The organism is Parabacteroides sp. AM58-2XD, from assembly GCF_003463685.1.
In the GTDB taxonomy this organism is placed as follows: Bacteria; Bacteroidota; Bacteroidia; order Bacteroidales; family Tannerellaceae; genus Parabacteroides; species Parabacteroides segnis.
Map to the genome: position 1 here is coordinate 45,940 of NZ_QSDP01000029.1, position 14,047 is coordinate 59,986.

A 14,047-nucleotide genomic window follows, 5' to 3' on the forward strand; every position below is an offset into this window, starting at 1 on the left:
CATCAGTACAATTCTTTTACAGACTTTTTGGCGGATAGAGAGCTTCCCACCATTCCGGCTGCTCTTTCAGATATTTGGCGAACCAGGCATAGATGGTTTTATTCCATTCCGCCCGTTTCTTATAATCCAGTATCTGATGGTTTTGTCCCATTACCTGTATAAAAGCGGTTTCCTTACCAAGTAACTTCAGGGCGGTGAACATCTGGATACTTTCTCCTACAGGTACGTTTGTATCGACGGAGCCGTGCAGGAACAGGATCGGCGTGTTGATCTTGTCGGCATGGAACAAGGGGCTTTGTTCTACATAGATATCCCGTGCATTCCAGGGGTAACTGTTGGCGGTAGCCAGTGCACTGTAAGAATATCCCCAGTAACCTTCTCCCCAATAACTGGTAATATCGCTGATACCGGCATGTGAGATGGCGGCGGCGAAGATATCGGTTTTAGTTTGCAGGTACTGTGTCATAAAGCCGCCGTAAGAGGCGCCGATGCAGCCGATCTTTTTGGCATCCACGAAACTGTGTTCTTCACAAAACTTTTTTGTTCCTTCGATGATCTCGTCTCCCGTACGTTTTCCCCAGGCATTGACGTGGCGTGCGGAAAATTCCTGTCCGAAACCGGTGGCACCGCTGGGTTGTATGATATAAACTACATATCCCAGTGCAGCATAGGTATGCGACGGATAACGGTTTTCGAGTGAGCGTTCCGTCGGACTTGTCCCGCCGTAATAATTAACGATCAGCGGATATTTCTTGCTTGGGTCGAAATGCGGCGGCAGATAGTAACGACCGTAGATTGTATCTCCGGCAGCCGCCTGGAAATTCCAGTCGTGCACTTCGCCCAGGGTAATATCTTTCAGAATGTCTTTGGACAAGTCTTTCAGGCAGACAGACTCTTTCTCTTTCTTTTTCAGATTCATGGAGTAGAGTCGTTGTGAGTTGGAGGCACTTTCGCCGAAATAAACAAGTTCGGGGGCATTTTCAGCAATTGTGAAATCCGATAATATATCTTCTTTCAGTGGAACCGGACTGATCTTTCCGTTTGCTGGGTTGAGCGTATACAGGCGGACACAGTCTTTGTCTTCTCCTTGCAGGTAGATTTGTTTATCTCCGGTATTCCATGTAAATGATTGGATAGACGGATTAAAATCCTTGCTTACGGCTGTCGCCTGCTTATTGGAGAGGTCGTAGATGAACAACTGTCCGTCAGCCAGGTTGGATGTTTGTCCCGGAGCAATATTCAAGCCAATCTTGTTAAATGCTTCTCCCGAACCGGAAACAGCCAGTTGCTTTCCGTCCGGTGAAAAACTGGCATAGTTGATGAACGGATCTTCCAGGAGTGTATCAACCTGCCTGTTCTGCAAATCCATCCGGTAAAGGATTTTTGTGCTGAACGGACGCTTCGTCAGTTCGCGCCGGCTGCTGGTGAACAGCAGATAACGGCCATCTTTCGAAATGTCGTTAAGCGAGGTGGAATTGTGGCCGTAAGTGAGGCGTTCGAGAACACCCGTTGCCAGGTCATATTTGTGTAGGAAGGAACGGTTACGCCATCCCGGCTGACGGTCGTCGGGCACGAGTATTTCTTCCATGTCTTTGTCTTTTTCCGGCCCTTTCTCGGAGATCGTGAAGATTAGGAAATCTTCTGTCGGGGCGATGCTGAACCAGCCATCGGGCAAATTCTGGGAGAGGATTGTTTCGGCTTTTGTCACCGGATCGACGGTCACCAGTTCTTTTCCCTGTAATCCTTTACGGGTATAATAAAGACGGTTGCTTTGGGGCATCCAGCTGAAATTGTTCGTACTGCTTTCCATCAGTACCTGTCCGTTGGTTTTATCGGTAATCTGCTGAAAATATGCGGTCTGTCCGCCGGGATAAGTAGTCTGATAGGAGGTAAGCAGATATTTTCCGTTGGGGGAGAGGCTGACGGAGCGGAAACGTGTTCCGTCGAACACGTCGCTGATCGTATATCTTTTTTCCGGATCGGTGGTAGCCGTGATAACAGCCTCTTTTTCCGTATCGAACGAAACTTTCAGGGTGCCGGCTTTATCGCTTTCGGCTAAATATTTGATAACGATTTCGTAACGATGAGGTTCCAGTGACAGGGAAACCTTTCCGTCGGGGGCTGTTTGTTTTTCGTTATTTACATAGACCTCGTATGTTTCCGGGCCTTTAACCTGCAAAGTCCCTTTTACATACCGGTCGCTGTTCAGATAGAAAGAGGCCAGTCCGATATAAGAAGACTGGTTGCCGGCCGGAAGTGTACTTTCTCCGTCGGCATTTGCTTCCAGCAATTGTGTACTTTGACGTACATTGCTAAACGGAACGGCTGTTTTCAATAATTCTTTTTCGGTGAATTTCTTACTGTTTACGTCGAGGCTGTCTTTCAGGAACGGCTTTTTCACTTCATACGGGCCGGCATATCTGAATTGCTTGACTATGACCTCCTCAGCGAAGAGATGATAGCAGGAACAGATAGCTGCCAGAAGCAATAGGTTTCTTTTCATGGCGAATAAAATTTGATGTTTCCTGCAAAGGTATTTATTTTTTTGACAGGGAGACCTATACTTTTGAAATCCTGAAATGTATTGTAAGAAATGAAAGAAGAACTTTATTCAACCTTAATAGTAAACCAGAATAAAGTCCCTACCCCTTCTTTCGACTCGACACCTATCTCTCCGCCGAGCTTTTCTACGATGGTTTTGCAGATGGAGAGGCCGAGGCCGGTCCCTTGCTGGAAGTTGTTCAGTTTGACGAAACGTCCGAAGACTGAATCTATCTTATCCGCAGGGATGCCGCATCCGGTGTCTTTTACATAGAAACGCAGCCTGTTGCCTTCCTGTCGATAACCGAAGCGGATACTTCCCAGGGTTGTAAACTTCATAGAGTTGGTCAGCAGGTTGTTTATGACCTGGGTCAGGCGGTTTCGTTCCGTATGGATGATGCATTGTGGCAGACGTTCTTCGAAAGAGATTTGGATTTCCGGATGCCGGTTACGGATGCGGCTGCTTTGTTCTATCTCCGTCAGTAAAGAATTCACGTCTACGTCCGAGTAGATGAACTCCAGGGTTCCTGCCTCAATTTTGGAGAGGTCCAGTATGTCGTTGATCAGTTGGAGCAATAACTCATTGTTGTTCTCGATGATCTTGATGAATTCTTGCCTTTCTTCCAGATTTTCTTCATTGGCTAACAGGGTGGAGAAGCCGATGATCGCATTCAGCGGGGTGCGTATCTCATGGCTCATGTTTGCCAGGAAGGCTGATTTAAGGCGGTTGGCTTCTTCGGCTTTTTCGCGTTCGCGTATTTCCTGTTGTACTTGCCAGTAAAACCGGAGTCTCATCACCAGGATTATGACTATGGCACAAGCAAGTGCGATGATACAGATAATAGCCAGTTTGTTCTGTTCATAGAAACTCGGAGGACGCTGATAATAGACCGCATTGCGAGGATAGAGATTGCTGTCGGTATTATGTAGTTTCAAATGCCGGTAGTTCAGGTAGGTTTGTGGTTCACCTCCGTTGTGCGGCTGGATATCACGAGCCGGAGTGCCGTCTACTATTTGCTGTAAAGTATGAATAACCTCCTCGCTAAAGTCGGGTAGCGAGATATAATGACCTCCAGCAAAGTTCCCGTTTTCCGCTTGTAGGTCGGCAACGGTAAATACCGGATTATGGGCAAAGCCGTAAACGATTCGTTGTATGTTGTCATTCAGGTAATTATTTTCTTGAACCTGTTTAGAGAACCAGGAGTAATACAATATTCCGGTTTCTTTATTGTAACGTGATATTGTGTCCAGCAACTGTTCGGTTGAAAGCCGGGTTGTAGTGAGAATATCTAACTTCAGGGACGGATAATAGTCAGCCATTGCTTGTTCCACTTCTTTTTGTGCACACAGGCTGATATAGCGATTATCGGATATGAAAGCAATATTTTTTATCTCCGGTTGAATACGTTGCATGAGTTCAATCGTCTCTTTCATATAGAAAGGTTGATATAAGGTTGTTATATTATAGCCTTTCAACATCTGGCTGGCAGGGACAAGTTCTTTGTCCGATATATTCCGGGAAAGAAGATTTTCGATGCAACCTGGCATGGTTTTGCGTGAATAGCAGATTAAGACAGGGACCTCTTTCCATTCGCTGTCGAATAAGGAACGGTATACTATCCATCCGGGATCGCCTATAAAGACAACTACTTTGGGGCGTATGGGATATTTTTCCAGTAAGGAGTTTCTTTTGGCTTCGGCTTCATCCGCGTTCGCGATGGTAGGAACCATCAGTTCTTCTGTGCGGATTGCATATTGCGAGCCATTAAAGGTGTTGTAGATAGATTGATAGACTCCGTTCGTCCAGACTTCGTCGTAATTAACGGAGTTCAGAACAAGGATGTATTCCTGCTTGCCTTGATTATTACCGTATACTAGTGTGAAATGGCAGAGGAAAAGGCTTAGCATGATGATTGCTTTTCGCATAAAGCCTGTATAATTTGAAGTAAAAAAGCCGTCTGAAAGACTTACTGTCGGAAAGAGGTAAGTCTTTTAGACGGCTTTAATGTTGATGTTTTACCCTATTGAATAATAATTTCGTCTACGAACAGATAGGCCGGATTACCTGCGCCGCCATGCCATGCCGGCAGTTTGTCACTTTTGATGATCACTTCCACGTAACGGGCTTTTACCGGATCGAAGGTAATTTCCTGCGGATAGATGCCATCCTTATCGGTTTGTTTCAGGGACGGGATTGTTTTGGATACCACTTCCCTGAAGTTCTTACCGTCTTCGGATACCTTTACGGTAACTCCGGCAGCCCCATGATCCAGTCGCCTTTAACCACATTGGTATTGAAAGCCACCTTGCTGATTTCGACCGGCTGTTTCAGGTCGATCGCCGCATCCAGGTCTTTTCCCTGGAAGCCCAGCCAACGGCCGGTTTTGTAATTTGTATCACCGGTCAGGCCGTCCGTCATTTCAGGACCACCTTTGAAATCGTATCCTTTACTCGGAGCTACACGCAAAGTAACGGGTTTTGCCGTCGATTTGCTGAAATTGATTTTTTCAGAGAATACGCGGCTGTTGCCTGTCGGACGAACGACAACGGCTTTTATGGTTGCGTTTTCCTTGATCTTTACGGGAGCTTCATATTTATTGCTTGCGCTTGTCGGTTCGCTGCCGTCGAGTGTGTAGTAGATATCACCGTCACCCAGGGTAGAGAGAGTTACGACGACTTCGCTGTTCTCCGTATCGGTGGTGAATTCTGCGTGAATGTCAAAGATATTCTTGGCATAGTTGTAACCCAGGCGGTCATACAGTTTTGTCATACGGACCAGGTGGGGTAGGAAACTCTGGTATTCTTTCTTGCTCGGGTCGGTCCACTGCACTTCGGCAAGGGCTGCCATACGCGGCATAACCATGTATTCAACCTGTGAGAATGTCGGGATATACTCTGTCCAAAGGTTTGCCTGTACACCGATCACATATTTCTTATATTCGTCAGGAATACCGGTAGTCGGTTCCAGTGAATAAACCCGTTCCAGCGGCAGGTAACCACCGATAGCCAGCGGTTCGTTTTCTGTGTCGGTAGACTGGTAATAGTCGAAATAAAGGTAGGTATTCGGTGTCATGATCACATTGTGATGCTGTTTGGCAGCCTCGATACCGCCGTCAACACCACGCCAGCTCATTACCGTCGCATTCGGAGCCAGTCCGCCTTCCAGGATTTCATCCCAGCCGATGATATGGCGTCCTTTGCTTTCCACAAATTTTTCCATGCGTGAGATCACGTAGCTTTGCAGATATTCTTCGGCGCTGTGTTTCTGGTCTCCCTTGATGCCTTCCGCTTTGATGCGTGCCTGGCATTTCGGACAAGTTTTCCAGCGTACTTTCGGACATTCATCGCCTCCGATATGGATATATTCGGACGGGAACAGGTCGATTACCTCTGACAGCACATCCTCCAGGAACTGCATTGCCTTGTCGTTTCCGGCACAGATCACATCGTCGGAAATGCCCCATTGTGTCCATACTTCATACGGGCCGCCTGTACAACCCAGGTCCGGATAAGCCGCCAATGCTGCCTGCTGGTGTCCGGGCAGGTCGATCTCGGGGATGATTGTGACGAAGCGTTCTTTGGCGTAGGCAATGACGTCGCGGATTTCGTTCTGAGTATAGAAACCGCCATAAGGCTTGCCGTCATATTCACCGGAGTTACGTCCGATCACTGTTTCTTTGCGTTGGGAACCGATTGTCGTCAGTTCCGGATATTTCTTGATCTCGATACGCCATCCCTGGTCGTCGGAAAGATGCCAGTGGAGAGTGTTCATATTGTGCAATGCCAATATGTCGATGTATTTCTTAATAGAATCAGTCGGGAAGAAGTGGCGCGACACATCCAGATGCATTCCGCGATAAGCGAAACGGGGATAGTCGTTGATCGTTACGGCCGGGAGTTCGATGTTCATCCCCTCGGCTACTGCGGGAATCGATTTGCGTAAAGTCTGTACGCCGTAGAATACGCCGGCTTCGCTCGCGCCAGCAATCTCGATTCCTTCCGGAGTAACGGTCAGCCGGTAACCTTCAGGGTTGGAGATGCTTTTGTCGACCGACAAATGGATCGGCTTGGAACTTTTTGCCGTCCCCACTTTCGGGGCATAGCCGGTTGCTTCCTTAATATAAGAAGCCAGGAACTCGCCAGCCTGTTTCAGTAAGTCATTCCCTTCCGGGTAAATGATAGAAGTAGAAGGCGTTAACACAAAAGAGCTTCCATTGACCATGGAAACTTCCTGCGGAAGAGGGATGATGCCGTAATCGCCTTTCGCGACTTTACCATCGGAACATGCCATCATTCCGGCAAAAGCTGCACATAACAGCGTTAGTTTGCTTAGTTTATTCATGCGTTATTAAAAGTTATAAATGATAATGTCTTTTTCATATATCTTATGATCTGTAACAGATTGTTTCCAAAGATAGTGATTTATTTTATTTCTGAAATGAATCCGGATGCTAATCGGTAAACTTACTATATTTCTATTGTTTTATCTTTCTTGAAAAAGTCGTTGACTTTCTTTACCGTACTGCATCTGGTATAAGCATCATGACAGTAAATAAGGACTTGACCTTCCCTGGCGGCTTCTTCCAGCATGCGGACTTTTTCCTGATAAGAAGTGACCGGGAAAGTATCGTAAGCCGAAATCCACTCCGGCGAAACACTGGCTGCCAGGGGAATCACGTCTCCGGCAAAGACGAAAGTCTGTCCGCCGGTTTGAATATAAGGTACGATCTGTCCCGGCGTATGTCCGTCGAAGAGGCGCAGGTCGATGTCCGGACAAAGCTGCGTGTCGGCATCGATGAGGCGCAGTTGCCCGTTGTCGGCTATCGCCTTCATGTTTTCTATGAAGTAAGAATCCTTTTCCAGTGCGTTCGGATGCAGGAAATTTTCCCATTGCCTGCGGCTGACCCAGTATGTTGCGTTGGGAAAGGCCGGATAGATTTCTCCCGTCTCTTCATTTTTTAAGGTTGAATAACCGCAATGGTCAAAATGCAGGTGGGTGAGGACAACGTCCGTCACTTGTCCGGGCGAGATGCCGCGCTTATGTAATTCTTCCCCCAGATCGACCAGGTCGAAGAAATTATAATAGCTCAGTTGCCGGAGATGTTTCGTGCCTGCTCCGTTGTCGATAAGGATCACTTTTTCAGGAACGGTTGATATGAGCAGGCTCCTCATTGCCAGGACGCAGCCGTTTGTTTCGTTGCTGGGGTAACGCCGGCTCCAGGCAGTTTTCGGAATCGCTCCGAACATGGCGCCGCCATCTGCATAAAAGTAGCCCGTATCGATTATCTGTATATCCATTTCACTTTTTTTGTGTCAAAGATAAGCATGTTTTTTCTATTCCTTATACGTTGATGCTTGATGAAAATGTGTACATTTGCGACAAATTCAAAGTGATGCGAAAAGTTCATTTAATCTCCGTAACCGAACCTCTTGTGCTTGACCTGGCTTTGGCTATTCATGAGAAGGGATATGATGTGAGTGTTTCCGGCAATGGTATAACAGAAGATGTGATAGCAAAGCTGCATGCTGCCGGTTGTACTTGCCATGGAAACGGTTGGTTTCCGGAGAGATTAACAAAGGATAATAATTTTGTCGTTCTGGGTGCCACTGTCAAACAGGATAATCCGGAACTGATAAGAGCTAAGGAATTAGGGTTATTAATTCTCTCTATACCTGAATTTATATTTCAGCGGACCAAAGAGAAGACACGGGTAGTTGTTGCGGGAAGCCGCGGAAAGAAGACAATTATCTCGATGATTATTCGTGCCCTTCAGCGGCAGAAGTTGGCCTTCGACTATGCCCTGACCAGTGAGATTCCTTTGTTGCCGAACCGTGTACATATGAGCTATGAAGCACGTATTGCCCTGATCGAAGGAGATGAACATGTTACGTCTGCTTTGGAGAAACGTTTCCAGCTGGAGTTTTTCCGTCCCCATATCGCGATATTGACCAATCTGTCATGGACACCGGATACCGACCATCCCACTCCGGATGCTTATTATGATACGTTCAGGAACTTCACGACCCTGATCGAGCGTGAAGGCAAACTGATCTATTTTGAAGGCGACCCGGCTGTGAAGCAACTGGCAGAGGAAGTGCGCGAGGATATTACAGCTATCTCTTACGGCGAACATCCTGTGATCGAGAAAGACGGGGCGACGTTCCTCCAGACCCGTTACGGGGATTTCCCGATACATGTCCCGGACAGTTATTTCCTGACAAACCTCAATGCTGCACGTCTGGCATGCCGTCAGTTAGGTGTTAAAGATGCTGATTTCTATCGGGCGATATCCGAATATAGTGTATCTTTGCAACCATGATTGTAGCGAAGCAAAAAAGAAAAGAAAATATAGCCGAGTATTTGTTATACATGTGGCAGGTGGAAGACCTGATACGTGCCAACCAGTTTGACATCGATTCGATCCGCCGTACGGTGATCGCCCAATACGACCAGCCGGACGAAGTGAAGGAAGAAATAGCCGGATGGTATGAGGAACTGATTGAGATGATGCGTAGCGAAGGTGTCAAGGAAAAAGGACATATCCAGTTGAACAAGAATGTCATCATTGCCCTGACCGACCTGCATCTGCGGCTGCTTAAATCTACGAAAGAAATGGTTTACGGGGCGGCCTACTATAAAACGCTCCCTTATATAGTACAACTCCGCGCAAAATCCGGAGGAGAGGACTTACCTGAACTGGAGACCTGTTTTAATGCAATCTATGGCTATCTGCTTCTCCGTATGCAGGGAAAGACCGTCAGTCCGGAAACGCAGGAAGCGATCAAACAGATCAGTTCTTTTTTGGCCCTCCTTGCCGAAAAGTATCGTGAAGATATGAACGGAGAATTGAAATTAGAAGATTAATGACATGAAAACAATTCTGGTAACCGGTGCCAATGGGCAACTGGGTAATTCGATTCGTTTGTTTGCCGGCAAATATTCCGGATATAATTTCCTGTTTACAGATGTCGACACGTTGGACATTACCGATCCTGCTGCTGTGCGGGCGATGATAAAGGACAACGGAGTGAACTATATATTGAACTGTGCCGCCTATACAGCCGTCGATAAGGCGGAAGACGACGAAGCCCTGTGCCGCCGCATCAATACTTTTGCTGTCGGTGTACTGGGTAAAGCTGCACATGAGGCGGGAGCTAAAATGATTCACATCTCTACCGATTATGTATTTAGTGGAACAAACTGTCGTCCTTATGTGGAGACCGATGCCACTCGTCCTGTTTCGGCTTACGGCCGGACCAAATTGGCCGGTGAAGAGATTTTACAGGAAGTTTGTCCCGATGCGGTGATTATCCGTACCGCCTGGTTATATTCGGAGTTCGGGAATAATTTCGTGAAGACCGTGCTCCGTCTGGGAAAAGAACGGGATGAGCTCGGTTTCGTATTCGACCAGATCGGGACGCCGACTTATGCAGGCGACCTGGCTGCAGCCATTCTCACGGTGGTTGACTCTGGCGAGCGGGATGCCTTTGTGCCGGGGATTTATCATTTTTCCAATGAAGGTGTTTGCAGTTGGTATGATTTTACGGTGAAAATCCTTGAGGTGGCCGGAATAGAATGCCGCGTCCGTCCGATCGAAACGAAAGATTACCCGACAAAGGCGGTCCGTCCTCCTTATAGCGTGTTGAATAAGAGGAAGATAAAAGAAACATACGGCATTGTCATCCCGCATTGGGAAGAGAGTCTCCGCGTTTGCATGGAGAAACTGTAGGTTGTTGATAACCCTGTTGATATGTTGATAAGTATGTTGAAAACCCTGTTCATAACCCTGTTTGAAATAAAATAAACGATATAAAAATGAGTCAGTATTCAGAAGAGATTAAAAGAAGAAGAACGTTTGCTATTGTCAGCCACCCGGATGCCGGTAAGACCACATTGACGGAAAAACTACTGTTGTTCGGTGGCGCGATCCATGTGGCAGGAGCTGTTAAGTCCAACAAGATCAAAAAGACAGCGACCTCCGACTGGATGGAAATAGAAAAACAACGTGGAATCTCCGTTGCAACCTCTGTGATGGCTTTCGACTATGACGACCATAAAGTAAATATCCTCGATACCCCGGGCCACCAGGACTTTGCCGAAGATACTTTCCGTACGTTAACAGCCGTAGACAGTGTAATTATTGTAATCGACATTGCCAAAGGTGTGGAAGCCCAGACCCGTAAGTTGATGGAAGTCTGCCGTATGCGCAAGACACCGGTGATCGTGTTTGTCAACAAGATGGACCGTGACGGTAAAGATCCTTTCGACCTTCTGGATGAGATAGAAGAAGAATTGCAGATAAAGGTGCGCCCTCTGAGCTGGCCGATCGATATGGGACAGCGTTTCAAAGGGGTATATAATATATATGAACAGAAACTCGACCTCTATACGCCGAGCAAACAGTATGTGACGGAAAAGATCGAGTTCAACGACATCAACAGCCCGGAGCTGGAAAACCATATCGGCGATACGCTGGCAGAAAAGTTGCGTGCGGACATCGAGTTGATCGAAGGCGTTTATCCGGAGTTCGATGTGGATACGTATCTGAAAGGGGATATAGCCCCTGTCTTTTTCGGCTCTGCCTGAACAACTTCGGTGTGAAGGAGTTGCTGGATTGCTTTATCAAGATTGCTCCGTCTCCCCGTCCTATCCAGGCGGTGGAACGTGTGGTTGAACCGGAAGAGGATAGCTTTACCGGCTTTATCTTTAAGATACATGCCAATATGGACCCGAACCATCGCAGTTGTATTGCTTTCGTGAAGATCTGTTCCGGCCGTTTCGAGCGTAACGCTCCTTATAAACATGTCCGCTTTGGCAAACAAGTGCGTTTCAGTAGCCCGACTGCTTTTATGGCACAGAAGAAGGAGACGGTGGACGAGGCTTTTGCCGGCGATATTATCGGTTTGCCGGATACCGGGAATTTCAAGATCGGTGATACGCTGACTTCCGGTGAAGAACTTCATTTCAAGGGATTGCCCAGCTTCTCTCCGGAAATGTTCAAATACATTGAAAATGCCGATCCGATGAAAGCCAAGCAATTGAACAAAGGTATCGAGCAGTTGATGGACGAAGGTGTGGCACAGCTTTTCACCAACCAGTTCAATGGCCGCAAGATTATCGGTACGGTAGGGCAGTTGCAGTTTGAGGTTATCCAGTACCGCTTGCTGCATGAATACGGCGCACAATGTAAATGGGAACCGATCAGCCTGTACAAAGCCTGCTGGATCGAGAGTGACAATCCTGTTGCTTTAGAGAATTTCAAGAAACGTAAATCCCAGTATATGGCGCTCGACAAAGAAGGGCGTGACGTCTACCTGGCCGATTCCGGTTATGTGCTGACCATGGCACAGCAGGATTTCCCGGATATCAGGTTCCATTTTACTTCGGAATTCTGATAAGGAACGTGTCCGGCTTTGCCACTTTTCACCATAAATTGGGGGATTGGGATTCATCCAAAATTTATCAAATATGAACTATCCGATTATTGACCGGTTGTACCTGGCTCCCCTCTCGAGAGGGGGAAGGGGGTGTGTCATATCCCCGCCATACAACCACCATAATCAGAGTCACTTGGCTATTAAAGGTTCATTTGCCGTCTGCTTCAGCTGACGGTTTACAAGTTGTTTCTCTCTTTTGGCTTCAGCCACATTTCTCCTAGATAGGAACTTGTAAGAAATGGGACTAAAGTCCAATGAGATAAACCCTTTACTAATCCGTCAGCTGAAGCAGACGGCAAATAAACCTGTAACAAGGCTTGTTTTATTGACTGGCTTTAACACACCCCCTACCCCCTCTCAAGAGGGGAGACAGTTACAACCAGTCAATAAACAGATGATTCAATTATTTCTAGTATTGACATATTTTCTCAATGTCACTTCGCGATCTTTATCATTCTTACCATTATTTTGTCACTGAAGAATCCGGTTGTCTGCTGGTAGGCTTCAGGGAGGATTCCGTTACTTTCATTGTGAAAGAGGTATGGAATAAGGAACCTGTCGGCTTGCCGGAAGTGGACAAGTTGTATACTGAAATGCAGCGTATCGGGGAAATGTGTAGCTGTAACCAGTTCCGCATCCTGGCTCATGGCGGTTATCTGCCGGAGGCACTTTCCTTTGAACTGCATGGACTGACTGTTTCGGATGAAAGCTATCTGAGAAGTCTGGAGACGGGAAAGCATATTGAACTCTTTTCGCATAATGAAGCGGCTTATCGGGCCATCGAGGAAGGATTCAAAACGAACAGAATCGGAGCCGTTGTACAGGCGACCGGAACAGGAAAGTCTTACCTGATTGCCCGCTATATCGTCAATCATTCGGAAGATGATATAGTGGTTATCGCTCCCAACGTTACGATCATTGCCGAGATCAAAAAAGCAATCGGCAGGACAATGCCGCATGTCGCCTACCGGACTTTCCAGGCATTAGTCCTGAATCGCGGTACAGTCGGTGAACTCAAAGCAAATCATATCATTATCGACGAGTTCCATCATTTCGGAGCGGAGGTATGGGGAAAGGCCGTACAGGAAGTAATAGATAACAATCCGGAAGCCCGTGTACTGGGAATGTCGGCCACTCCGATACGTCCCGAAGAGATGCTCGATACGGTAGAGGTCTATTTCAAGGGGAACCTGTTCCATGAACTGTCTTTGTCTATGGCCTGGTATTATAAGATACTGCCTGTTCCTGTCCTGGTGCAGAGCGTATTCGATCTGAATAACCAACTGGATAAGGTACAGCGTATGCTGAACAGGAGTGACTGTACTTCTGAAAGGCGCAAGCATATTCAGGACAAAATAGACTTTGCCCGACTGGATTTTCGCGGTTCGTTGAGTGCATCGGAACTGATCCGGCGTTATCTGCCGAAAGAGGTAAAGAAAATGCTTGTTTTCTGTAAAGACAAGGAAGACCTTCAGCATATGGTTCCCGAAGTATCGAACTGGCTCGGGCAGGCGGGCTTTGAGACGGAGACATTCGAGATTCATAACGGGCTGAGTAACCGGGAGAATGAAAAGACGTTGCGTCGTTTTCGTAAGGAAACGGGAAAACTGCATGTCCTTTTCTCTATAAATATGTTGATCGAAGGATTGCATGTGGAAGGAGTAGATGCTGCCATGTTCCTGCGTCGGACGGAATCTTATGTAGTTGCCTTGCAGCAGTTGGGCCGTTGCCTGAAAGCCGGTTCGGACCGGCATCCGGTAGTACTTGACTTCGTCAATAACCTTTCGGGGCGTTCTGTTTATGAGGCTATGTCAAGGGAGTTGGTTTATCATCCGGCGGTTCGTGCCCCAAAGAGCTTTAAAGGCTTTATGGAATTTGAGGTAACTGGATTTCTGTCTGATATCCGTGCCCGTGTGGATGATATGCTGGCGGAGTTGGATGCGTGGCCGGTAATGTATGAACGTTTGATCGAATATAAGGAGCGTGAAGGACGCTGGCCGCAGGCAGCCGAAGGGAAGCTGGGAAACTGGTGCAACACCCAGCGGATTGCCCGGAAGAAAGGGACGTT

At 47.2% G+C, this 14,047-nt stretch carries 7 protein-coding genes and 2 pseudogenes; 5 read left to right on the forward strand and 4 right to left on the reverse strand.

Features of this window, described 5'->3' with window-relative positions:
• Window positions 1-16 precede the first annotated feature (16 nt).
• The 4 genes and pseudogenes from DXA15_RS09280 to DXA15_RS09295 all read right to left on the reverse strand — a co-directional run bounded on the left by DXA15_RS09280 (window position 17) and on the right by DXA15_RS09295 (window position 7,839).
• A complete protein-coding gene (locus tag DXA15_RS09280; protein ID WP_128133858.1) occupies window positions 17-2,503 on the reverse strand; it encodes a S9 family peptidase in 2,487 nt (828 codons plus the stop codon).
• 104 nt (window positions 2,504-2,607) lie between these two features.
• Window positions 2,608-4,467, reverse strand: coding sequence for an ATP-binding protein (locus tag DXA15_RS09285; protein ID WP_010800649.1), 1,860 nt, complete (start codon window positions 4,465-4,467; stop codon window positions 2,608-2,610).
• Between the two features lie 95 nt (window positions 4,468-4,562).
• Window positions 4,563-6,883: pseudogene (locus DXA15_RS09290) on the reverse strand (family 20 glycosylhydrolase).
• A gap of 125 nt (window positions 6,884-7,008) precedes the next feature.
• The gene (locus DXA15_RS09295; RefSeq protein ID WP_128133859.1) at window positions 7,009-7,839 is read right to left on the reverse strand and encodes an MBL fold metallo-hydrolase; all 831 of its coding nucleotides are present in this window, start codon (window positions 7,837-7,839) and stop codon (window positions 7,009-7,011) included.
• A gap of 95 nt (window positions 7,840-7,934) precedes the next feature.
• On the opposite strand from DXA15_RS09295, the gene DXA15_RS09300 reads away from it, so the two are divergent.
• The 5 genes and pseudogenes from DXA15_RS09300 to DXA15_RS09320 all read left to right on the forward strand — a co-directional run.
• Entirely contained in the window at window positions 7,935-8,861 is a 927-nt protein-coding gene (locus DXA15_RS09300) for a Mur ligase family protein (RefSeq protein WP_046146539.1), read from the forward strand.
• Window positions 8,858-9,406 (forward strand): DUF4924 family protein, encoded by a 549-nt coding sequence (locus DXA15_RS09305; RefSeq protein ID WP_128133860.1) that lies wholly within the window; start codon window positions 8,858-8,860, stop codon window positions 9,404-9,406. The genes DXA15_RS09300 and DXA15_RS09305 overlap by 4 nt, the downstream gene beginning before the upstream one ends.
• 4 nt (window positions 9,407-9,410) lie before the next feature.
• The gene (rfbD, locus tag DXA15_RS09310) at window positions 9,411-10,271 is read left to right on the forward strand and encodes a dTDP-4-dehydrorhamnose reductase (RefSeq protein ID WP_128133861.1); all 861 of its coding nucleotides are present in this window, start codon (window positions 9,411-9,413) and stop codon (window positions 10,269-10,271) included.
• 86 nt (window positions 10,272-10,357) lie between these two features.
• A pseudogene (locus DXA15_RS09315) lies at window positions 10,358-11,937 on the forward strand (peptide chain release factor 3).
• A 473-nt stretch (window positions 11,938-12,410) separates the two neighbouring features.
• Window positions 12,411-14,047, forward strand: a 1,637-nt coding sequence (locus tag DXA15_RS09320; RefSeq protein ID WP_128133862.1) for a DEAD/DEAH box helicase, incomplete at its 3' end; no start/stop codon positions are given.